Annotated in this window: 23 protein-coding genes; 19 read left to right on the top strand and 4 right to left on the bottom strand. The window is 55.0% G+C overall.

Annotated elements, in window-relative coordinates; all coding sequences use genetic code 11:
* Window positions 1-354: 354 nt before the first annotated feature.
* The 3 genes from RRB22_03515 (at window position 355) to RRB22_03505 (ending at window position 2,134) form a co-directional block, all read left to right on the top strand.
* Window positions 355-945, top strand: a complete 591-nt coding sequence (locus RRB22_03515; GenBank protein ID MDT8383461.1) for a hypothetical protein — start codon at window positions 355-357, stop codon at window positions 943-945.
* Window positions 942-1,340: a carboxypeptidase-like regulatory domain-containing protein gene (locus RRB22_03510; GenBank protein ID MDT8383460.1), complete on the top strand. Its 399-nt coding sequence runs from the start codon at window positions 942-944 to the stop codon at window positions 1,338-1,340. The genes RRB22_03515 and RRB22_03510 overlap by 4 nt, the downstream gene beginning before the upstream one ends.
* Before the next feature lie 239 nt (window positions 1,341-1,579).
* Window positions 1,580-2,134 carry a DedA family protein gene (locus tag RRB22_03505; protein MDT8383459.1) on the top strand — a complete coding sequence of 185 codons (555 nt, stop codon included), beginning with the start codon at window positions 1,580-1,582 and terminating at the stop codon, window positions 2,132-2,134.
* A gap of 222 nt (window positions 2,135-2,356) precedes the next feature.
* On the opposite strand, the gene RRB22_03500 is transcribed toward RRB22_03505, so the two are convergent.
* The gene (locus tag RRB22_03500; protein MDT8383458.1) at window positions 2,357-3,292 is read right to left on the bottom strand and encodes a formate/nitrite transporter family protein; all 936 of its coding nucleotides are present in this window, start codon (window positions 3,290-3,292) and stop codon (window positions 2,357-2,359) included.
* A 459-nt stretch (window positions 3,293-3,751) separates the two neighbouring features.
* Between RRB22_03500 and RRB22_03495 the strand changes: the two genes are divergently transcribed.
* From RRB22_03495 to sohB, 3 genes are all read left to right on the top strand, one after another.
* Window positions 3,752-3,946 (top strand): hypothetical protein, encoded by a 195-nt coding sequence (locus tag RRB22_03495; GenBank protein ID MDT8383457.1) that lies wholly within the window; start codon window positions 3,752-3,754, stop codon window positions 3,944-3,946.
* A gap of 310 nt (window positions 3,947-4,256) precedes the next feature.
* The gene (locus RRB22_03490; GenBank protein ID MDT8383456.1) at window positions 4,257-4,553 is read left to right on the top strand and encodes a DUF503 domain-containing protein; all 297 of its coding nucleotides are present in this window, start codon (window positions 4,257-4,259) and stop codon (window positions 4,551-4,553) included.
* 103 nt (window positions 4,554-4,656) lie between these two features.
* On the top strand, window positions 4,657-5,658 hold the full coding sequence (gene sohB, locus RRB22_03485) for a protease SohB (GenBank protein ID MDT8383455.1): 1,002 nt from the start codon (window positions 4,657-4,659) through the stop codon (window positions 5,656-5,658).
* A 42-nt stretch (window positions 5,659-5,700) separates the two neighbouring features.
* Here the strand turns inward: sohB and RRB22_03480 are convergent, their stop codons facing one another.
* Both RRB22_03480 and RRB22_03475 read right to left on the bottom strand, forming a co-directional pair.
* The gene (locus tag RRB22_03480; GenBank protein MDT8383454.1) at window positions 5,701-6,495 is read right to left on the bottom strand and encodes an RMD1 family protein; all 795 of its coding nucleotides are present in this window, start codon (window positions 6,493-6,495) and stop codon (window positions 5,701-5,703) included.
* Between the two features lie 51 nt (window positions 6,496-6,546).
* A complete protein-coding gene (locus tag RRB22_03475; GenBank protein MDT8383453.1) occupies window positions 6,547-8,010 on the bottom strand; it encodes a RimK family protein in 1,464 nt (487 codons plus the stop codon).
* 140 nt (window positions 8,011-8,150) lie between these two features.
* On the opposite strand from RRB22_03475, the gene RRB22_03470 reads away from it, so the two are divergent.
* The 12 genes from RRB22_03470 (at window position 8,151) to RRB22_03415 (ending at window position 19,162) form a co-directional block, all read left to right on the top strand.
* Window positions 8,151-9,260 carry a DUF2817 domain-containing protein gene (locus tag RRB22_03470; protein ID MDT8383452.1) on the top strand — a complete coding sequence of 370 codons (1,110 nt, stop codon included), beginning with the start codon at window positions 8,151-8,153 and terminating at the stop codon, window positions 9,258-9,260.
* On the top strand, window positions 9,257-10,396 hold the full coding sequence (locus tag RRB22_03465; GenBank protein MDT8383451.1) for a GNAT family N-acetyltransferase/peptidase C39 family protein: 1,140 nt from the start codon (window positions 9,257-9,259) through the stop codon (window positions 10,394-10,396). The genes RRB22_03470 and RRB22_03465 overlap by 4 nt, the downstream gene beginning before the upstream one ends.
* A gap of 118 nt (window positions 10,397-10,514) precedes the next feature.
* Window positions 10,515-11,135: a methylthioribulose 1-phosphate dehydratase gene (locus RRB22_03460; protein ID MDT8383450.1), complete on the top strand. Its 621-nt coding sequence runs from the start codon at window positions 10,515-10,517 to the stop codon at window positions 11,133-11,135.
* A gap of 26 nt (window positions 11,136-11,161) precedes the next feature.
* Entirely contained in the window at window positions 11,162-11,722 is a 561-nt protein-coding gene (locus RRB22_03455; protein ID MDT8383449.1) for an AraC family ligand binding domain-containing protein, read from the top strand.
* Between the two features lie 26 nt (window positions 11,723-11,748).
* Window positions 11,749-12,438: an acireductone synthase gene (gene mtnC, locus RRB22_03450; GenBank protein MDT8383448.1), complete on the top strand. Its 690-nt coding sequence runs from the start codon at window positions 11,749-11,751 to the stop codon at window positions 12,436-12,438.
* A gap of 499 nt (window positions 12,439-12,937) precedes the next feature.
* A complete protein-coding gene (locus RRB22_03445; protein ID MDT8383447.1) occupies window positions 12,938-13,585 on the top strand; it encodes a hypothetical protein in 648 nt (215 codons plus the stop codon).
* A gap of 96 nt (window positions 13,586-13,681) precedes the next feature.
* Complete coding sequence (locus RRB22_03440) at window positions 13,682-14,515, top strand: hypothetical protein (GenBank protein MDT8383446.1); 834 nt, start codon at window positions 13,682-13,684, stop codon at window positions 14,513-14,515.
* Between the two features lie 105 nt (window positions 14,516-14,620).
* Window positions 14,621-15,262, top strand: coding sequence for a hypothetical protein (locus tag RRB22_03435; protein MDT8383445.1), 642 nt, complete (start codon window positions 14,621-14,623; stop codon window positions 15,260-15,262).
* 101 nt (window positions 15,263-15,363) lie between these two features.
* Window positions 15,364-15,639 carry a hypothetical protein gene (locus RRB22_03430; GenBank protein ID MDT8383444.1) on the top strand — a complete coding sequence of 92 codons (276 nt, stop codon included), beginning with the start codon at window positions 15,364-15,366 and terminating at the stop codon, window positions 15,637-15,639.
* Between the two features lie 139 nt (window positions 15,640-15,778).
* On the top strand, window positions 15,779-16,477 hold the full coding sequence (locus tag RRB22_03425) for a transposase (protein MDT8383443.1): 699 nt from the start codon (window positions 15,779-15,781) through the stop codon (window positions 16,475-16,477).
* A gap of 115 nt (window positions 16,478-16,592) precedes the next feature.
* The gene (locus RRB22_03420) at window positions 16,593-17,282 is read left to right on the top strand and encodes a VIT family protein (protein ID MDT8383442.1); all 690 of its coding nucleotides are present in this window, start codon (window positions 16,593-16,595) and stop codon (window positions 17,280-17,282) included.
* 260 nt (window positions 17,283-17,542) lie between these two features.
* Complete coding sequence (locus RRB22_03415) at window positions 17,543-19,162, top strand: hypothetical protein (protein MDT8383441.1); 1,620 nt, start codon at window positions 17,543-17,545, stop codon at window positions 19,160-19,162.
* A 69-nt stretch (window positions 19,163-19,231) separates the two neighbouring features.
* Here the strand turns inward: RRB22_03415 and RRB22_03410 are convergent, their stop codons facing one another.
* Window positions 19,232-19,699 carry an Hsp20 family protein gene (locus RRB22_03410; protein ID MDT8383440.1) on the bottom strand — a complete coding sequence of 156 codons (468 nt, stop codon included), beginning with the start codon at window positions 19,697-19,699 and terminating at the stop codon, window positions 19,232-19,234.
* A 291-nt stretch (window positions 19,700-19,990) separates the two neighbouring features.
* Here RRB22_03410 and RRB22_03405 point away from each other — a divergent pair, with 291 nt between their 5' ends.
* Window positions 19,991-20,353, top strand: coding sequence for a DUF2892 domain-containing protein (locus RRB22_03405; protein MDT8383439.1), 363 nt, complete (start codon window positions 19,991-19,993; stop codon window positions 20,351-20,353).
* Window positions 20,354-20,589: the final 236 nt, after the last annotated feature.

The following is a 20,589-nucleotide window of genomic DNA, read 5'->3' as shown; positions in this document are numbered from 1 at the left end:
ACAAGCATAGGCATCGTTATAAAAGGCAGTAGCAGGTAGTAGGGTTGATTGTAGTTAGGCGGTATTGCAGCAAAGGAGGGTGGCGAGGAGGCGAGATGCCGTTGGCTGTGGGGTGAAAAAATTCAATAAGCTACTGCAAGAAAATAAATGACGACGGTGCAACGTGCTGCAGAAGATGCGCGCCAGAAAACAAATACAGGCGCCGAAATATCGAAATTTCATTGGCCGCTAGCCACCAATGCCGGCTGTGCTAATCTTAGCAACAATGAAGAAGGCTACGGTTGCCGGCCATCGGTTCGGTTGGCTGGTATGGCAGTATTAACGGGATTTACATCCAACAAAGGGAGCTTGTGTATGGGTACCTATGATTACGCCATTGGCGGCGCGATTCTGTGCGGGATCATCATGGTGTTAGGTGGCATCGTGTTGTTGTACAAGGGCGCGATCAGGCTTGAGGTGGCCGCCCAGGATCCGGCGCTGACCGTCGAGATGTTTCAGAAGGAACTCAAGTTTACCACCCGTGTCCCGGCGCTGGGATTGTTTATCATCGGCCTGTGTTTTGTGGTGCTGGCCATCTATTTTGGTCAGGACGTCGCGGCGACGGCGATCGAGGTGCGCGGTAAGACCGAAGGGGTGGATGAGCAGGTGACGATTCGGCTGCAATCCCAGTGGCCGATCGATGCGCATCAGGGACAGGTGCATCAGGTGGTGCGGCCGCAGCTGGATGTGCTCTGGGTGGTGGTGAGTGCGCCGGGTTACAAACCCCATTACATCTCTTTTTCCCGCGATGAATTAAGGCACGGTGTCGATTTTGGCAGTGTGAAGCTGACCCGTGCCACGCCGAGGGTGGAGGCCAGTGCCGCACGCATTGCCGAGCTGCCGCCGGGGGTGGCGGCGCCGCCACTGGCATCGGGCGGCAGCTTTGGTCGCGGAGGTCCATTATGAAGAACGCCATTATGAAGAATACCGCTGTGCAGAGCAGTGTTATGAATGACGCCGTGACGAAGCACACCTTGATAAAGCCACGGCTTCACCTGCTGTTGCTGTTACTGGCGCTGTTGCTGCTGGCACAGGCTGCCTGGGCACAGGGGGTCAGTGTCCACGGCGTCGTCTCCGATGCCGCGGGCCAGCCGGTGCCGGGTATCGTCGTCTCGTTGTTTCATCCCGCCAATGGCCGCAGTGCGCCGGCCTATAGCGATGGTCAGGGTCGCTACATCCTCTATGCGGTGCCCCCACTGCAGGCGCCCTATTACATAGAGGCGTATTGGGGCGAGCGGCTGATCTACCGTGCGCCGATCCAGGTGCAGGAAGAGCGGGAATGGCACATCAGGCTTGATTGATCGCGGCGCGTCACAGCAGTAACAGCAGTAATAACCACAGAGGTCGGTCTCAGACGAGACGGGCCTTTTTGTTGGGCGCATGCAGGGCCAATGTCTCAAGCAGTTAGGGAAGCCAGCAACCATGCCGGTTTGATAGTCTGACTCCGTCAGGTCGCCAGATTTTGTACTAAGCTTAAAATACTCGTTCGACATTGTTCCGACATTGTTCCGACATCGCCGAGAAGGGCGGGATGATGCCCATGGAAAACCTGCTCGCAGACTACGGCTACCTCGCCATCCTGATTGGCACCTTCCTTGAAGGCGAGACGGTGCTAGTGCTCGGCGCCGTCGCCGCACAGCTGGGTTACCTGGAGCTTGCCGGGGTGATGGCAGCGGGCTTCACCGGCACCGTGGCCGGAGATCAGTTGTATTTCTTCCTGGGCAGGCGCCACGGGCAATCCGCCCTGAGACGCTACCCGCGCTGGCAGGGCCGCGCGGACAGGGTGTTCAGCCTGTTACAGCGCTACGGCGCATGGGTGATTGTGGGCTATCGCTTTCTCTACGGCTTGCGGACCGTGGCGGCATTTGTGATCGGCACGAGCCCCATAGGCACGGCGAAATTCATTGTGTTCAGTCTCGCCGGCGCCCTGGTCTGGACGCTGACCGTGGCCAGCGCCGGCTATCTGTTCGGCCAGGCGATCGAGTTGGTGATCGGTGATATCAAGCGCTATGAGCTTGCGCTGCTGGGTACTATTGCCGCGATCGCCACCCTGGTGTGGCTGATCTATCTGTATCGTGGGTGGCGCCAGCGCTAAGCGGGGCCGTGTAACAAAAAACGTCATGCTGGTGGACCGGAATGGTCGCCAGTCCAGGTTGGTTAACGGAAAAGAGAGTGAAGGAGTGTGCCACAGGATGTTGGCGCAAAAATCTACGCATATATCATGGATCTGATGTCCAATACGGGAAAGAAGTTGTAATCGCGGATGTACTGTGGGCTGATCAAAGCCCAACGGACAACGGATCAGTAAGTGATGCGTTTAGTGCTCTTCCAGCTCCTGCGTTTTACGAATGTGGCCATAGTTGAGGATGGCGACAAATATGCTTCCCCCGATCAGGTTGCCCAAGACCGCAAGACCGATAAAGCGAGCTGTCTGTTGTAGGCTGAACTGGTCAGATATGAAGTATGCGGTGAACATCTCAACCGAGCCGGCGATGGAATGGTGTAGACCTCCCATCCCAATAAGAAACGTAACAATATAGATGCAGACGATCTGGCTGAGCGTCGCTTGGGTTGACATTATCAGCCAACCGCCCAGTGCCATCAGCCAGCCTGCCAGTGTGCCGCTGATGATCAAATCCAGGGTGGCGGGGCTGACAAGATGATGGGCCACGATAATGTAACCGGCCTTGGCCTGAATGATATTGTCGGCAAAGGTGAGCAGGCCGGCAATAAAGGCTGCGCCGATAAGATTTCCGATGAGCACAATGATCCACAGGCGTAACAAAGACCGAAAGGGCGCCTTGCGATCGAGTACCGGATAGACCGCTGTGGCGGTATGTTCGGTAAACAGTTGTGTGCCGCTGATGATGCAAATAATAAAGCCCAGCGGATAAACCAGGGCGGTGGCCAACCGAACCAGGGTGGGTTGGTCGACATCCGCCATGCCGCTAGCGACAACACCCACAACCATGGCGGTAAATCCCAGAATCATGCCGGCGGCAACCGATGACAGCGTCAGTGATACCGTGTGTCGATGCAGCTGCTCCAGGCCTTCATTAATACTTTGTTGCAGCGTGTCATCCGGGTGGCGGATGGACTGGTCGGTGCGCTTGACGATGACTGGGATATAATGCTGGTCCTCGCTTTCCCTTTCAAGGCTGCGCTCGGTGGTGATTGATTCCGGATCATGATTGCCAGGATGGTGATTGGCCGCGACATCACTGGCTGGTTGGCTGTCTTTTTTGTCGTTCATTAAATTCGGCCCATATGTTTTCGGATTCAGATAGATAGACAACAATAATTGCAAAGCGCCCAGTCTGCAATGCACGACCAGGGAATCGGATTTAAGCCACGCGTCAATAATGTCCCTGATAACAGGACATGATCAAGCAGAGATCATGCTGGTCGCGACGGCGGATTTATTTTGCTGATTCGTCAATACCTGCCTGATTTTGCGCTAGGCTTAAGATATATAGCAGTGATGATTAAGGGCAGGATGATGCCAAATAAACCCTGATTGCGAAGTAGGGTTACCTTGTCATTCTTGTCGGCACGAGCCCCATAGGTGCGGTGAGGTTTGTTACCTTCAGCGGTGTCGGCGCTAAGCGGGTTCGTGTCACAAAAACGACATGTTATGGCCATCAAACCGTCATGCTGCCGGATCAGAATGGACGCCAGTACAGGCTGGCTAACGGAAAAAAGGAGAAGGCAGATGCGATTTTTTATCAAGGAGTGGGCCAATAAAACGGCGACCCTGATGGCAGAAAACGGCACCGTGCTCTGGACGTTTTCAAGCGTAGAGGATGCAGAGGTGGTAGCCAGACAATGGCAGAGTGTGCAGGGCGTAAATATGATCTATCGCCTGGATTCCATCACGTCTTCGGACATATATCGTGATGTGGCCTAGGGCTAATCGCGCACCTCGGGACGTTCATGCCGCCGAAATGGCATAAGCAAGAGTAAGGAATTACGTATTGTTAGTTGTATGTTGTTAAAGGGGAAGCGGATCCCCCCTCCCTTCCCTTTCCCTCCCCCCCCCTCTCTCTTCCCTCCTCCTCTCACAATCCGGCCGCCACTCACGGCGGCCGCCCATCTTGCCATGCATAAAATCCGCGGGCATAGTGTTGGCTGTCATCGCGGCCACGCACTGCGGCTCGGCATTGGTCGGTTTGCAGGGCTGTCGGCAAGGCGGCATCGGAGCGGGACGGGCATACCTCATGAAAGATCACGCTGTCTTTATCGTGCTGCTGACCATCGAGCTGGCGATCCCCTATGCCCAGTCCTTGAAGGACAAGCGCAGCGCGGTGCGGGGCCTCACCGATCGTATCCGCAGTAAATTCAATGCCTCGGTGGCCGAGGTAGGGTATCAGGACAAATGGCAGCGCTGTGTTGTGGCAGTCTGCCTGGTCGGCGGCGACCGGCGCTATCTGGAATCACATGCCGCCCGCGTACGCGCGGTCTGCGAACAGGCGACGGATGTCGAGATCGTCGGGATCGAGCAACAATGGCTGTGATCCGCGATGCAGTGCGAGCAGGCAGGAACGGTATCGCCTGCTATCGGGACAATCATGATCAACCATATTCAACCATATTCAACAACAGGACGGACAACAGCCAGTGACAGACTTCTTTTTTAACTACGGATTATTCCTGGCGAAGACGCTCACCATCGTGCTGGCGATCGCCGTGGTGGTGTTATTTATTGTGTTTCTGAGCGGTCGGCGGCAGGGTGACAGAACCGATTCCATGGAAGTCAGGAAGCTGAATAACAAGTATGACGATCTGGCGATGCTGATGAACGCCAGCATGTTGCACAAGGACGGCTTCAAGAAATACCTGAAATGTGAAAAGGAAAAACTGAAAGGGCTGGTAAAGGACATCAAACACGGCGAGCGGAAGAAGCGCATCTATGTATTGAGTTTTTATGGTGATATCCGGGCCTCGGCCGTCGCCTCGCTGCGTGAGGAGATTACCGCAGTGCTGACGGTGGCGACTGAAAATGATGAGGTGTTTGTACGTCTCGAAAGCGGTGGCGGCGTGGTGCATGGCTATGGGCTGGGGGCCTCGCAGCTGATGCGTATCCGGGATAAAAACATTCCGCTTACGGTGTCGGTGGACAAGGTGGCCGCCAGCGGCGGCTACATGATGGCCTGCGTGGGCAACCGGATTCTGGCCGCGCCGTTTGCGATCATCGGTTCCATCGGGGTGATTGCCCAGGTGCCCAATTTTAACAAGGTGCTGAAAAAGCACGACATCGAATACGATCAGTTCACGGCGGGAGAGTTCAAGCGCACGGTGACAATGTTCGGTGAGAATACCGATGAGGCGAAGGCCAAGTTTCATGAGGAGATCGAGGACATTCATGCCCTGTTTAAGGAATTTATTGTCCGCCATCGGCCTGAGGTCGATATCGTCAAGGTGTCGACCGGGGAAAGCTGGCCGGGTACGCGGGCCATGGAACACCGGCTGGTCGACGAGCTGAAGACCAGTGACGACTATCTGCTGGAGAGCAGCAAGGTCGCCGACATCTACGAGATCACCTATAAGCGCAAGCGGTCACTGGCCGGGAAAATCGGTTTTCGGGTACAGCAGCTGGTGGACAGGATCCAGTACGGTTGAGCAAAGGCCATCCAGTCTAACGGTAAGTAGAAGTGCTCGCTGCTACAGCCAGCCAAATACATCATGCACCAGAAACACCACGATCTCGAAGGCGATCAGCCAGATGATGATCCATTCCAGCAATGACGAGTGTTTGTGTTTCTGTTCATCGGCCATCATCTCCAGCAGCTCGTGGATGGTCTCCAGTTTCTTGCTTAACACCTCCACGCGCGGCCTGACCTCAAGATAGTCTGCAATCATACTGTGGTAGGTATCAAGCTCCGGGTATTCCCAGAAAATGTCCGGTACATCCAGCAGGTCGTAGTTGAGCATGATGTCGCTCTTGGCGATAAACAGCCGACCGCGCAACTTCGCCAGTTGCTTGCGCGACAGGTGTGAGGCGCCGGTTTCGGCGATGTTCCTGGGGATGTAGACCGTGTCGTTGATGGTCTGCTGCACCTGGTGCTCGAATTGTGCGAGCTTGGTGGACTGGGCGATCACGTGCGAGACGGCCAGCCGCGTGGTAACCGCATCGTCGCTCAGAAGAATGTGGTCATTTTTGATCAGCGGCTTTTCGGCGCCGGTCTCGTAGCTGAATTCGTCATCCATCACGATGCCCAGCGGCTCATGCGCATAGCCGCGAAGCTTCAGAATGAATTCATTGCGCTGCTCGAGACTGAAACGCCAGAACACCAGCACGCCGTATTCAAAGATGAATACCTCGCCCTGCTGCTGCGTGACGTGGAATACGTTGCGGTAGGCGGCGTAGCGCTGATCCGCAAGATACCCGCTCCGCAAGGCCGGAAAATCGAACCGTGCGCAATAACAGAGGGTGTAGACGGTTGCCTCGGTATCCATGGTGAATTCCTTCCTGTCCTGACTGAAATCGACGCGTCGTTGCCCAGCCGGTTAACGGCCGCGTGATTCCATGCGCCGCAGGAATTCGGCCATGATCTCAAGGTACAGCTGATCGCCCAGGTACTTGTCCTCCACCTCGGACTCAATGCTGGGATTGTCATTCACCTCGATCACCACCACGCGATCGGCGGACTGTTTGATGTCGACGCCGTAGAAGCCATTACCGATCAGGCGCGCCGCCTTGACGGCCACATCCAGCACCTGTTTGGGCGCCTCGAAGGTGGGGAGGGTGTCATAACCGCCCGACTGGGTGGTCGCGCCATGCTGGTAGATTTGCCAGTGATCGCGCACCATATAATAGCGGCAGGCGTACAGCGGCTTGTTGTTGAGTACGCCGATGCGCCAGTCATATTCCGTATAGAGAAATTCCTGGGCAATCAGCAGGGCGGAATTCTTCAGCAGCAGGCGCGCGCCCTCCTCGAGTTCCTCCAGGTTGCTTACCTTGATGATGCCACGTGAGAATGAGCCATCCGGAATCTTGAGCACCACGGGAAAGCCGATTTCGTCGACCAGTTTCTGCAACGATTTCTTATCGGGCTGGTTAAGGATCACCGATTTCGGGGTCGGTATCTTGTGCGTGCGCAGCAGGTCCGCCAGGTAGATTTTATTGGTGCAGCGCAGGATCGAGGTGGAATCGTCGATCACCACCATCCCTTCCGCCTCGGCCTTCTTGGCGAACTTGTAGGTGTGATGATCCACCGAGGTCGTCTCGCGGATAAACAGTCCGTCGTACTCGGGCAGGCGGATGTAATCCTTTTTGGTAATCAGTTCGGTGGCAATGCCCAGCTTGTTGGCGGCCTTCTCGAAGAGCTTCAGGGCCTGCGCGTCACTGGGTGGCATGGCCTCGTCGGGATTCACCAGAATCGCCAGGTCAAAGCGATAGGCCTTGCGCGCCTTCTGCTTGCGCCACATCTTGCGACTGAAGCTTTCAAAGGCATTGGCGAAGGCCTCCTGTTCCGCCGGTTCGGACAGCGACTTGAGGGAGATGGCCTTGACCTTATCCATCTTCCAGCCCTTTTTATACTGCAGGGTGATTTCCATCAGCGGGCAGGGAAACTTCTCGTACAGATACTGTGCCAGTTTGGCCAGGCCCTTGTCCTGGGTCTGGCCAAACCAGCAGTGGAAGCTCAGCGTGTCTGTGCCGGGAGCAATCTCGAGTTTCCTGAGGTGTTCCTCCGCATATTCAATTTGCAGTGAGGCGAGGTCCTTGCGCCCCAGGTCGCTGATGGTGGCGACCGAGGGAAACACGTGGTGGCCGCGCGCCTCGGCGAGCAGGGAGCAATAGTAACCGGCGCTCAGGTAGCGATAGCTGCGACACAGGTTGATCACGCGGACGCGTTTGTCGTCCTGGTCGGTGCTGATTTGCAGATAATCGTCGAAGGTGATCACGTCCTGGCTGGGGTAATAGGGCTGCCAGTCGCTCAGGTTTTCAACTACCACATAAAATGCGGTCATGCAGGGTGCTCACAATAATAGTAGAGGGGTACAGGTGCGGCTATTTTTAGTCCTAAAATTAGCTTAGCACAATAAGAATATTCACTTGGTAGGCGGATTTTCGCGGAGTATGATCCATTTTTTTAAAAGGCCCTCCGAATATGTTGAAGCTGATGTCGGCACAGGATCTGAGTTGCTTTAGCGCCAGCTACACTGCGGCGCGCAAAGGCTTCTTTTCCCGCTATAAACGCCTGGCGCCGGCGCTGGTGCGCTCCTTGCACAGCCACCCTCATGTGTTGAGCGGCCCGCAGCAGGAGGCGCTCGGTTGCGATGTCCTGCTGCTCGGCCAGAGCGAGACGCCGCAACAGCTGCTGGTGCTGATTTCCGGCACCCATGGGGTGGAAGGTTTTGCCGGCTCGGCGATCCAGTGCGACTGCCTGCCGCTGTTGGAGCCGGTGCTGACCGCCAACCCCTCGCTGGGCGTGATGATCATCCACGCACTCAATCCCTGGGGCTTTGCCTGGCTGCGACGTTATGACCACGAGGGCATCGACCTCAACCGCAATTTCGTGGACTTCGACGCGGCCCTGCCGGATAACCCTGACTATGAGCGCCTGCACCACCGACTGCTGGCCGGCGATACCCTGAGCGCCGACAGCCTGCACGCCCTGTGGCAGGGGATGGAGCCGGCCGCCTTCATCGAGGCCGTCACCCGCGGCCAGTACCGGCACAGTGACGGCCTGTTCTTCGGCGGCAGTGGGCCGAGCTGGTCGCGTCGGCTGCTGGAAAAGACCACCCGCAACGCGGTGTTTGACAGCGCCCGGCGCATCGCCATGATCGACCTGCATACCGGACTGGGGCCTTATGGTTATGGCGAGGTGATCAACGACCATCCGGTGCACAGCGCCGGGTATCGCTGGGCCGAAGACTGGTATGGGGACAACGCCCAGTCCACCGTGCTCGGCGACTCGGTGTCCAGCCTCAAGCAGGGCCTGCTGGACTATCACTGGCATCGGGTGATGGGCGAGCGCGGCTGCTTCGTCACCCTGGAGTTCGGTACCTATGCGATAAGCCGTCTGCTCACCAGCCTGATCAACGAACAGCTGCTGCATAACGCGAATCAGCAACACGACGGCGCACGGGACATCGAGCATGCCCAGGTGCAGGCGCTGAAGCAGTTTTTTTATCCCGCCGAGACCTCCTGGCAGCAACAGGTATTGTTTCGCGGCCGACAGGTCATCTCCCTGGCGCTGCAAGGGCTGATGCGATGAATGCAAAATGCCATGTCCGTGTTGCAACAGCGGAAGACCTGGAGCCGCTGCTGGCCATCGAAAAGCGCTGCTTTGCCACCGACCGACTTTCAAGGCGCAGCTTCCAGCACTTCATCCGCCCCGGCCCGCATGAGCTGCTGGTGATCGAGCGCGACGACGATGGCCGCAAGCTGCTGGGCTATGTGCTGTTGCTGTATCGCGCCGGCACCAATCTGGCGCGGCTGTATTCCATCGCGGTCGCGCCGGACGCACAGGGCAAGGGCCTGTCGAAACAGCTGTTGCGCGCCGGCGAGGCGTCGGCCCAGCTGCGCCTCTGCGCCTTCATGCGGCTGGAGGTGAACGTGCACAATACGCCGGCCATCTCCCTGTACAAGGCCGATGGCTACCGCAGCATCGGCACCATCCGCGACTATTACGAGAATGGCGATGATGCCATCCGCATGGAGAAGCGCCTGCACTATCTGAACTACCCGCAGCGCGGCCACGTCCTGCCCAGGCCCTATTACCAGCAGACCACGGATTTCACCTGCGGGCCGGCATCACTGATGATGGCGATGAAAACCCTGCAACCGGATTACCCCATGTCGCGGCACGAAGAGTTGCAGATCTGGCGCGAGGCCACCACCATCTTCATGACCTCGGGGCATGGTGGCTGCTCGCCCCATGGTCTGGCACTGAGCGCCTGGCAGCGTGGCTTCGATGTCACCCTGTACACCAATCAGGCGGCCGCGCCGTTTCTCGACGGGGTGCGTGACGAAAACAAAAAGTCCGTGATCCAGTTTGCGCACGAGGACTTTCTGCAACAGATCATGCACACCGACATCCAGCTCAAGATCCGCGCCCTGGAGACCGACGAGCTGGACCGCATCCTGCAAAAGGGCCTGCCCATCCTCGCCCTCATCAGCACCTGGCGACTCAACCGCAACAAGGCCCCGCACTGGGTCTATGTGGCCGGTTCGGATGACAACTATGTCTACATCAATGATTCCGATGTCGGCGATGAGCCGTACGCCACCCAGACCGACTATATCCAGGTGCCCATCGACCGGCTCGCGTTCCGAGACATGGCGCGCTTCGGCCAGAAGCGCCTGCGCTGCCTGCTGGTGATCAGCGGCCCGCGTGATACGGCGAAATAACACCGCCTTGTCCTGAAAGCTCAGGCGCGCGGCTAAGATTGTTCTTTGCCGCCGGCTTTCTTTATCATCCGTTATCATCACTAAATGAACACCGTCGTGACGGCACAGGAGCCCCGTTGTGAAAAATGATTTTGAGCGCAGCGCGCAGGCGCTGATCGAGGCCGGCCGGCAGCTGTACGCGCAGCACATGGTGCCCGCCACCAGCGGCAACATCTCGGCGCGGCTGGCGGACGGCAACCTGGCGATCACCGTGTCCGGGGTGCACAAGGGCCACCTGAGCCAGGGGGACATCATGCAGGTCGATGCGCAGGGCCGCTCGCTGGATGGGCGTCGCCCCTCCGCCGAGACCCTGCTGCATGTGCACATCTATCGTCGCTTTGCCCAGGCGCAGGTGGTATTGCACCCGCACTCGGTGAATGCCACGGTGCTGTCGCGCCTGTGTGACCACGAGCTGGTGTTGCAGGACTATGAAATCCTCAAGGCCTTTCCCGGTATCGACAGCCACCAGAGCACGGTGCGCATCCCCGTGTTCGATAACGACCAGGACATCGCCCGCCTGGCCGAAAAAGTGGATGCCCGTCTCGCCGAGCTGGAGCACGCGCCGGGCTATCTGATTCGCGGCCACGGTTTTTACACCTGGGGCGACAGCATGCAGGACGCGCTGCGCCACGTGGAGGCCTTTGAGTTTCTGTTTGACTGTGAGCTGCGCCTGCGCGCGCACGCAACCGTCCGCCAATGAACGATCCGCAAAAGGGGATAAGCAAGATGAGTGTATTGCAAATTTATGACGAGGCCGGCCAGCCGGTGTCGGCGCCGATCAGCGATCTGGACAGCATCGTCGCCCAGCTGGCCGAACACGGCGTGCAGTTTGAACGCTGGCAGGCCACGGAAAAACTGGCCGATGACGCCCAGCAGGAGGCAGTGCTCACCGCCTACCAGGGCGCCATCGACCGCCTGAACCAGCAGTACGGCTTTCGCTCGGTGGACGTGGTGGCGCTACGGCCCGACAATCCGCAAAAGGCCGAGTTCCGGCAGAAATTCCTGGCCGAGCACCGCCATGGAGATTTCGAGCTACGATTCTTTGTCGACGGCAGCGGCCTGTTCTATTTACACCTCAACGACCGGGTGTACCTGATGCTGTGTGAAAAGGGCGACCTGATCAGCGTACCGGCCAACACCCCGCACTGGTTTGACATGGGCCAGAACCCTAACTTCAAATGTATCCGCCTGTTTACCACCGAAGACGGCTGGCTGGGTGACTTCACCGGCAGCGACATCGCCAGCCGCTTCCCGGACATGGACCGCTTTGTGGCCGGCCTGTCCTGAGCATGCAGCTGCCGATGCAACTGTCCATGATCAAGGCCGTGGTCACCGATATCGAAGGCACCACCTCGTCGCTGTCGTTTGTCAAGGATGTGCTGTTTCCCTACGCACGCGAACATATCGGCGACTATCTCCGCCGCCATGCCGAACAGGACACCATCCTGCCGCTACTCGATGACGTGCGCCGGGAAGTCGGCGAGGCGCTGGATCTGGAAGGCATCATCGCCCAACTGCAACAATGGATCGACCAGGACCGCAAGATCCCCGCACTCAAAACCCTGCAGGGACTGCTGTGGGAAACGGGCTACCGGCAGGGCGATTTCCAGGGACACCTCTATGCAGACGCCAAACAGCAACTGCAACAGTGGCAGGCGCAGGGCATTCGCCTGTACGTCTATTCATCGGGTTCGGTGTACGCGCAAAAGCTGCTGTTCGCCCACACCCCCTATGGCGACCTGACACCTTTGTTTAGCGGTTACTTTGACACTAAGGTCGGCGCCAAAACCGACCCCGCCTCCTACCAAAATATCGTTACCGCCATCGGCGCCACGGCAAACGAGATCCTGTTCCTGTCAGACATCGGCGCAGAACTGGACGCCGCCCGCAGCGCCGGCATGCAGACCGTCTGGCTGGTGCGGGACCAGACCACGGACAAAGCCGCCGCCCACCCGCAGGTGCAAAGCTTCAACGACATCACGCTGGGCGCGCAGCGGGCATAATCTCCCCCGCAATCTGCATAAGATGGATGGGATCAATTTTTCAATATGTTTTCCCCACGTCCGGGCGATCAGATGCGTTTGCAGCGGATGAGCCTACGCAATCATGGCAAATAAAATAATATAAAATTACCTTAATTAAAGTGAGACTTTGTGTTAGCTTGCCAGGACAGTCAAATCGATTTAGACAGAATCCTGTGTAAAGAGGTGTTAGACAGATATCAGTATAAGTAACTGTTGGGCGTCATGATTCAGACCTATATCGAAAATAAGTTCCCTGGTGAAAATCCGAATCGTGTAGCGTGGCGTCACGAGGTTGTGCGAGCCTGTACCTCATTCGTTGAATCAGGGCTAGCTGATCCAAAGTTTGTTAGCGAACTCGTTTCTGGAGAAGAGCACAAGTTGTGGTCGTGCTTATCCGAAGCCCTGATTGCTCAACGGCTGAGCGACAAGAAGTTTCCAGCACGCCCTAAATCTAGGTATCGGCCCGGACTTTCTTGTTATGGATGGTGAACGAAAGGTATGGATTGAGGTGGTTTGTCCAGTACCTGTGCAGCTCCCAGACGAATGGCTGAATATTCAACTTAATACTGTAGTGAGCTTTCCACATGAGGAAATTCTTCTTCGCTGGACTAGTGCTATCAAGGTGAAGGCCGAACGACTTCTTGGTAGCGATAAACGCCCCGAGGGTTACTTAGCATCTGGTATTGTCGCCAAAGAAGATGCGTACATTATCGCTGTAAATAGTTGTCGTTTGCGGCATGGACCGTTTCCTTCGCTTATGGGGATCAGTCAGTTCCCATTTGCTGCTGAGGCAGCGTTCGGTTTTGGTCCATTTCAGATAACCATCAATAAGGAGGCGCTTGAAGCTGTCGAGACAAGTTACCAACATCGCCCCTTTGTGAAAAATCGCAATGGTGCCGATGTTCCAGCTCACACATTCCTAGATCCCGCATTTGAGCAAATCTCAGCGATATGGGCGGTTGATTTGAACGGCTATTCCGCGTTTGGTGGTAGCGAGCCCATGTACGTTGTACATAATCCGAACGCTATATGTCCTGTTTCGAAGGGATTTCTCCCATCGTTACACGACTATGTAACGAGACTAGAGGGTGATAATTTTGTTCTTGATCGCCCTGGGGAGGGATAATAATGAAAACCCGCCCATCAAGGCGCACCAGCCGACGACAGGCCATGATGGGGCCTGTCGTCGGCTGAGCTTAGTTGTTAGGCGCAGATAACGAACATGGATTTAAATTCTTTAGAAAGGGAAACAATAGGGCTTTGCATTTGCCTTGAGGCAGTAAACGATATAGTTAATCATGTGTTGCTCGATGTTTGGGAAAGTTCTCAATCACCTGGCGTGTCAATGGTGTATTTTAAGGATAGAATCCACCGCTCCCTTTTCGTAATTCGATTCTTAGATTTTGCTAAAGAAGCAGGAGATAGTAAGTTAACTGGCATTTCTGGTTCATGTATTAATGTTTTAAATGAGGCTTGTAGTAGCAAACGTTTTAATATTGATAATAGCGTAGAAGAACTAGAAAGATCTTTAGTTGAATTGCAGAGCTGGCTTGAGTTAAAAACTCCATTAAAACTTTGGCTGCCTACCCTGAACTTAGAGGCCAAATTGGAAGTATCGAGAATAGAGTTTTTAAAAATATCGGGAAATCACTCAAAACATAATATTTCAAGATTAACTGGGGTTTCTAAAGGAATTCATAAAATATTATCTGAACACAACTATAATTTTCCTCTTGAGCTTATTCCGCTTGCTTTGGAAGACTTTCGAGAGCATCTAGATGAGAATTACTTTATATATTATGGAACTTGGATGGCCGAGCTGTTAAACAATGTACGTTGGGGGTTACAGAGATATCTAAAGCCAATATATCATTCATGTTTAAGGAAAGGAGAAGATGGCATTTCCTATAAATATGAATACCCTGAAGGCTTTGAAAGCGAGGTATCTAAACAGTGGTTTTGGCGTTTAATGAATCATGTGCGAACTGGACCATATGTCAAACATTTTTCCTCACCAATTGAGCTTAAGGATAAAAGCTCTTTGGAGAGGGGGTAGCGCCAATCATGCCCAATAAATGCATCAGATCGTTCGCTTTCGCTCACTGGGACCTCGGGTGTGCTACGCATCCATCGCCCCTTATGCAAAACGTTAGGCACATCAATGGATAGTGATCATACAATAATTCATATCGGAAATTATCCAATTAAAGTTTGGCATAACGATCCGTTAGTAGATGGTTATGAATACTATGGTGAATTATCCACAGGCCAGAGAACACCAAAGGAATATAGGTGCAATTTAAGTTACTTTAGTGGGGTAAGCTGCATAGATCTCCCTGATCGACTACATCTTTGGATTACTCACAACGGGAGTGAGTTTAAACGCGTAAATTTTGTAAGGATCACCAAGCTGTCCAACCAGTGTAAGTTAGTAATAACTCTAAATATAGATTATGCACGCTGGGAACTGGAAGAATCTGTGAGTAGTTTTGTATTTAGATTTGTCGATTTCATAAAAAATGAACTTAACGTGGAAATAACAGCAGATAAAACAGATGTTGGTTATTGTATTGATGTGCCATTTTACGGTAGTAAAGTTGATGATATTTACAATTGGTATTCGACTTGTGAGCATACGGTAGAGAAATTTTATCAAAAATGCTTGGTTTCACCGACAGGTAATAATTCTGAATCAGTCAAGTATGGTGAGGATAGACTTCATTGGTGGGTTAGGTATGTATTTGTTCCATTAATTGGCAGCGGTACTATTGCAGCGGTGTTAGCAAAATATATTTTTCAATAAATGCCTAACAAAATAATTAAGTCATTCGCTTCGCTCATTGGGGCGCGCCAAAAGCGGCGCGCCCATTGTTAATAACGTTATGTGTGTAAGAAAACTAAATTATGAGCTTAACATCCTCTGACATCGAGATAAAACTTCGGAATTGTGTTTTCGAGACGGAACGTTTGAAGCTTCAACTTGAGAAAAAGAATCTTAAAATCCAAGAACAATCCGCGAAGTATCAGCGTGCTGTACTGAAAATGGAAAAGCAACTTGCGGCCAAAGACAAAAGAATTAAAGAACTTGAGGAATTGCTGGCCAAAGAAAAATCTAAAATGGACGATCTTTGGGCAGGTGTTGCGAGGGTTGGTGGTATCCATAAAAAATCTCCAGATTAATAATAGGGGACAGACTGGAATGGCACTTAGTTAAGCATAAGTTACTAATTTAAAAGAAAGAGTTAAAGGGGTCAGAGCCCTTTAAGAAAAAAGCAATTGGTGGTATGTTCTACTGAATTCCTTCACGCAGGAGGGCGCGATGCCACGCAAGCCAAGATTTTTCCTTCCCAACATCCCCGTTCACATTGTTCAGCGGGGGCATAGCCGAGAGCCGGTGTTTTTTGAAAATAGCGATTATCGGGCCTACCTAAACTGGTTGAAAGAGGCGGCTGACCGGTATCACTGCGCCATTCATGCGTATGTCTTAATGGGCAATCATATCCATATACTAGCCACACCCAACGACAAGGATGGCATAAGTCGGATGATGCAGTATGTAGGCAGGCGTTATGTGCCTTATGTTAATCATGCTTATGGCACCAGCGGTAGCATCTGGGAGGGACGATTTAAGGCCTCGCTCGTCAGTGATGACCAGTATTTGCTTGCTTGCATGCGCTATATAGAATTAAATCCCGTCCGGGCGGATATGGTGAGATCGCCGGCCAACTACCGTTGGAGCAGTTACAGCTGTAATGCCCAGGGGAAGGATGACAGCATGATAACCCGGCATGCATTGTATACCAGCCTCGGCAAGACTCAGGCCAGTCGTTGTGAAGCCTACAAGACGTTATTTAAGGCCCACCTTGATGAAAGCCAGTTAAAGGACATCCGCGCGGCATGGCAGACGGGTACGCCGCTGGGGAATGATCATTTCAGGGAAAAGATCGAACGTAAATTAAAGACAAAGGTGGGTCAGAGCAGACGAGGTCGGCCAGATGGCCCGCTTAAAGGGCTCTGACCCCTTAAGCTTTGCTTAAGCTCTGACCCCTTAAGCTGACACCTTAAGGCTGCTGACCCCTTAAGGCTGCGGCTTGGCTTGTCATTAACTTCGATTGTAGTCAAAGGGAAATCATATGAGTCATAAAGAAATTCACAGATCACATCGGGTAGGATGGTTGCGCGCAGCCGTGCTCGGAGCAAACGACGGAATAGTTTCAACTGCAAGTCTTATTATTGGTGTTGCAGCTGCAAACACTGCTCATGAAGGAATTCTTTTAGCCGGTGTTGCTGGCTTGGTCGCAGGCGCTATGTCTATGGCTGCTGGCGAGTACGTATCCGTCAGTTCCCAGTCTGATGCTGAGAATGCAGATCTAGCGCTTGAGAAAAAATCATTAGAAGAAGATCGTGATTATGAAAAAAATGAACTAGCCGCAATATATGAAGGAAGAGGTGTTGAGCCATTGCTGGCACAGCTAGTAGCTGAACAGCTTATGGCGCATGACGCCCTTGGCGCGCACGCTAGAGATGAAATAGGCATCTTAGAGAATGGGAATGCGCGGCCTGTTCAAGCCGCGCTTTCTTCAGCGGGTACTTTTACAGTTGGTGCCGCACTTCCATTGCTGGTTGCATGGGCTGTACCAGGTAATTTACTTATTTTTCTTGTCGCAGTGTTTTCGCTGGTTTTTCTTGCTTTTCTTGGCAGTATTGCGGCGCGTGCAGGTGGCGCATCAATAACTATCGGTGCTATCAGAGTTACATTCTGGGGTGCGCTCGCAATGGCACTGACGGCAGGAGTAGGTCGAATTTTTGGTGTTGTTGCATAATGTGGCATTTAGTAAGAGCTCGCGCATCTTCATGTTCGGCTAACCGGTCCGTTAGACTGTTAAAGGCTAAAACGCAGACCCCTTAGGCAGGGCTGAACGGATGGCTACAAAATAATGGCGCCAGATGGATTCGGGGGATGCAGTACGGGAACACAAAAAGTGCTTGTGAATGGCGCCGCGTGGGCACAAAATTCGTACCCTACCTGGCTGATCTTTTGCGCGCGCATGCGGCATAATCGCCATTCTATCGGACTGGCGACATGTTGCGACTCACTGAAATCAAACTGCCCCTCGATCACGCCGCAGACGCGCTGCGCGCGGTGATCCTGCGTACCCTGGATATACCGGCGCCGGAGCTGCTGGGATTTCGCGTGCGCCGGCGCGGCCACGACGCGCGTAAGCCGGGCATCATCGCCTTTGTCTACACGCTGGATGTCGAGGTGCGCGACGAGGGCGCAGTGCTGAAGAAGTTTCAGGGCAGAACGCATATCAATCCGGCGCCGGACGAGACCTATCGTTATCCGCTGCATGCCGCCACGCCGCCGGCCACGCGCCCGGTGGTGATCGGCAGCGGGCCGTGTGGCGTGTTCGCCGGCCTGTCGCTGGCGCGCATGGGACTGCGGCCGCTGATTCTGGAGCGCGGCCGCAGCGTGCGGCAACGCACCAAAGATGTCTGGGGTTTCTGGCGCGAACGCCATTTCAATCCGCTGTCGAACGTGCAGTTTGGCGAGGGCGGGGCCGGGACCTTTTCGGACGGCAAGCTGTACTCCGGCATCAAGGATCGCGGCCACCATATCCACCGCATTCTGCAGGATTTCGTGGACTGCGGCGCGCCCGAGGAGATCCTCTACATTAGCAAGCCGCACATCGGGACCCTGCGCCTGGTGAAGGTGGTGGAGCAGCTGCGCCAGCAGATCATCGCGGCCGGTGGCGAGTTTCGTTTCGAGGCGCAGGTGGCGGACGTGGTGGTCGAAAATAGTGCCGTGCGCGGCGTGGTGCTGGCCAGTGGCGAACAGATCGACACGGAGCATGTGGTGCTCGCGGTCGGGCACAGCGCGCGCGACACCTTCGCGATGCTGCATGACAAGGGCGTGCGTATCGACGCCAAGCCGTTCTCGATCGGTTTTCGCATCGAGCATCCGCAACACCTGATCGACGTCGCGCGGCTCGGATGCCACGCCGGTAATCCGCAACTCGGCGCGGCCGACTACAAGCTGGTGCATCACTGCCAGAACGGACGCTCGGTGTACAGCTTCTGCATGTGTCCGGGCGGCCAGGTGGTGGCGGCGACCTCGGAGCAAGGCTGCGTGGTGACCAACGGCATGAGCCACTACTCGCGCGCCGAGCACAACGCCAATGCCGGCATCGTGGTCGGCATCACGCCGGCCGACTTCGGCAGTGATCACCCGCTGGCCGGCATCGCCCTGCAGCGCGAGATAGAGGCGCGCGCCTTTGCGCTGGGCGGCGGCAACTACAATGCCCCGGCACAGCGCGTCGGTGATTTTCTGGCGGCGCGTCCGTCCAGCGGGCCGGGCAGCGTGTCGCCGTCCTACACGCCCGGTGTCACCTGGACCGCGCTGGATGCATGCCTCCCGGACTACGCCATCAGCGCGCTGCGTGAGGCGTTGCCCAAATTCGACCAGACCATCAAGGGCTTTGCCATGCCGGATGCGGTGCTCACCGGCGTCGAGACGCGCACCTCCTCGCCGATTCGCATGCCGCGTGACGAGCGCAGCCTCGAAAGCCTGAATACCCGGGGGCTCTATCCGGCCGGTGAAGGCGCTGGTTACGCCGGTGGCATCTTGTCCGCAGCCGTGGACGGCATGAAGGTGGCCGAAGCGGTGGCGCGCAACCTAACTATAAATAATCATAAAAGATAAAGTCTCGCTATGGGCAGCGGCGTATCCCGCTGCCCACAGTCATCCTGCGAGACGCGGCCCGCGTCGGGGCTAGGCCGTCTGCTCGGTCTCCGGCTGGTGCTCGAGGACCTTGTCCGGGGTCTCTATTTCTATCTTGCGTGGCTGCATCTCCGGGGGAATCTCCCGCTGCAGGCGGATGGTCAGCAGGCCGTTGCGCAGCTCGGCGCCGCTGACCTCGATGTGTTCGGCCAGATTGAACTTGCGTTCAAACGGTCGCAGCGCAAAGCCCTGATGCAGCAGCTTGTCGCTGTGTTGCGTGGCCGCCTTTTTACCGCTGATCGTGAGCACCCCTTTCTCTATCTGGATGTCGATCTCCTGCTGGCTGAAGCCCGCCACGGCGAGGCTGATGCTATAGCGGTTTTCCTCGGTCATCTCGATGTTGTACGGGGGATAGGCGGCCGGGGCCGGATCGGTGCTGCGTGTGGAATCCAGCATCGAGGCCAGGCGGTCAAAGCCGATGCTGCTGCGGTATAGGGGGGATAAATCGATCGTGATCATAACATACCTCCAGGTTTATCAGTGATACGTAATTGTCCTGTTTTCATGCATATTGTAACTATCGGTGAGCCGGCATGACGGCTATTGCGTTCAACAAAATAGTGTCGCCCGTGACGTTTTCAAGAGAAAAAAATGAAAAATTTTTTGCGTCGGGGGGTGAAAAAATCCGGGAACTTTTTTTGATTAAGCTCGGTCTTTGAGAGTGACGACAGGGACGTGTCCTGTCGATCATGTGCAGTAATATATGGCTTATTTGTGGACATATTTGTGGACATAATCAAAGGAGGAAACATGAACACAAGAGTCGAACTTGCCAATGACGCCATTAATTTTGTCGCCGAAAACATGCGCCCACAGGAATCCGTACTGCGCCTGCTGGCCTCAGGCTTTGTGGTGCTGCTGCCGTTTTCTGATCCGGCCCTGTCGGTCAAGCTCCTGCCGGTGGTGGCAGCGGTGTATCTGTTCGTGACCGCCATCCTGCGCTGGGACCCGCTGTATGCCGTCATCCGCTGGGTGCAGTGGCAGCAAGCTGCGCAGCCGCAGGCCGTGAGGACCTCCGAGGGCGCGATGGTTGAAAACCTGAATCGCCGCAGCAACACCTCGGCCGCCAACGATCGCTCCACCTCGGGAGATGATTTCAGAAAGGCCGGCTGATGGCCTGGGTAGCGGGCTTTGTACCCAAAGTCTCAGGGCTGGCGGATACGTCAGCAAAGGGCACAGTCGAAAGGCTGTGCCCTTTTTTGTGGGGCTAGGAGCCTGTCGGACTATGGGAATCGTAGCGAGCATGGTGGGAAATCGAGTCCATTTTTTCGATCATTTGAGGAGAATAGTGGGTCTATTTAACGACCAATCCGCCGGGAGCGGATTGGGACCGCGCAAGCGACCCCGAA

This window comes from Gammaproteobacteria bacterium, from assembly GCA_032250735.1.
Lineage (GTDB): Bacteria > Pseudomonadota > Gammaproteobacteria > SZUA-152 > SZUA-152 > SZUA-152.
This window is presented reverse-complemented; position numbering and strand designations above follow the sequence as displayed.

Excerpts from the sequence above, each read along its gene's own strand:
- mtnC (MDT8383448.1), top strand. The coding sequence starts at position 11,749 with ATGATCAAGGCCGTGGTCACCGATATCGAAGGCACCACCTCGTCGCTG.
- RRB22_03495 (MDT8383457.1), top strand. The coding sequence starts at position 3,752 with ATGCGATTTTTTATCAAGGAGTGGGCCAATAAAACGGCGACCCTGATG.
- RRB22_03405 (MDT8383439.1), top strand. The coding sequence starts at position 19,991 with ATGAACACAAGAGTCGAACTTGCCAATGACGCCATTAATTTTGTCGCC.
- RRB22_03490 (MDT8383456.1), top strand. The coding sequence starts at position 4,257 with ATGAAAGATCACGCTGTCTTTATCGTGCTGCTGACCATCGAGCTGGCG.
- RRB22_03440 (MDT8383446.1), top strand. The coding sequence starts at position 13,682 with ATGGATTTAAATTCTTTAGAAAGGGAAACAATAGGGCTTTGCATTTGC.
- RRB22_03475 (MDT8383453.1), bottom strand. The coding sequence starts at position 8,010 with ATGACCGCATTTTATGTGGTAGTTGAAAACCTGAGCGACTGGCAGCCC.
- RRB22_03480 (MDT8383454.1), bottom strand. The coding sequence starts at position 6,495 with ATGGATACCGAGGCAACCGTCTACACCCTCTGTTATTGCGCACGGTTC.
- RRB22_03455 (MDT8383449.1), top strand. The coding sequence starts at position 11,162 with ATGAGTGTATTGCAAATTTATGACGAGGCCGGCCAGCCGGTGTCGGCG.
- RRB22_03415 (MDT8383441.1), top strand. The coding sequence starts at position 17,543 with ATGTTGCGACTCACTGAAATCAAACTGCCCCTCGATCACGCCGCAGAC.
- RRB22_03515 (MDT8383461.1), top strand. The coding sequence starts at position 355 with ATGGGTACCTATGATTACGCCATTGGCGGCGCGATTCTGTGCGGGATC.
- RRB22_03430 (MDT8383444.1), top strand. The coding sequence starts at position 15,364 with ATGAGCTTAACATCCTCTGACATCGAGATAAAACTTCGGAATTGTGTT.
- RRB22_03445 (MDT8383447.1), top strand. The coding sequence starts at position 12,938 with ATGGATGGTGAACGAAAGGTATGGATTGAGGTGGTTTGTCCAGTACCT.
- RRB22_03470 (MDT8383452.1), top strand. The coding sequence starts at position 8,151 with ATGTTGAAGCTGATGTCGGCACAGGATCTGAGTTGCTTTAGCGCCAGC.
- RRB22_03465 (MDT8383451.1), top strand. The coding sequence starts at position 9,257 with ATGAATGCAAAATGCCATGTCCGTGTTGCAACAGCGGAAGACCTGGAG.
- RRB22_03435 (MDT8383445.1), top strand. The coding sequence starts at position 14,621 with ATGGATAGTGATCATACAATAATTCATATCGGAAATTATCCAATTAAA.
- RRB22_03510 (MDT8383460.1), top strand. The coding sequence starts at position 942 with ATGAAGAACGCCATTATGAAGAATACCGCTGTGCAGAGCAGTGTTATG.
- RRB22_03425 (MDT8383443.1), top strand. The coding sequence starts at position 15,779 with ATGCCACGCAAGCCAAGATTTTTCCTTCCCAACATCCCCGTTCACATT.
- RRB22_03410 (MDT8383440.1), bottom strand. The coding sequence starts at position 19,699 with ATGATCACGATCGATTTATCCCCCCTATACCGCAGCAGCATCGGCTTT.
- RRB22_03505 (MDT8383459.1), top strand. The coding sequence starts at position 1,580 with ATGGAAAACCTGCTCGCAGACTACGGCTACCTCGCCATCCTGATTGGC.
- RRB22_03500 (MDT8383458.1), bottom strand. The coding sequence starts at position 3,292 with ATGAACGACAAAAAAGACAGCCAACCAGCCAGTGATGTCGCGGCCAAT.
- RRB22_03420 (MDT8383442.1), top strand. The coding sequence starts at position 16,593 with ATGAGTCATAAAGAAATTCACAGATCACATCGGGTAGGATGGTTGCGC.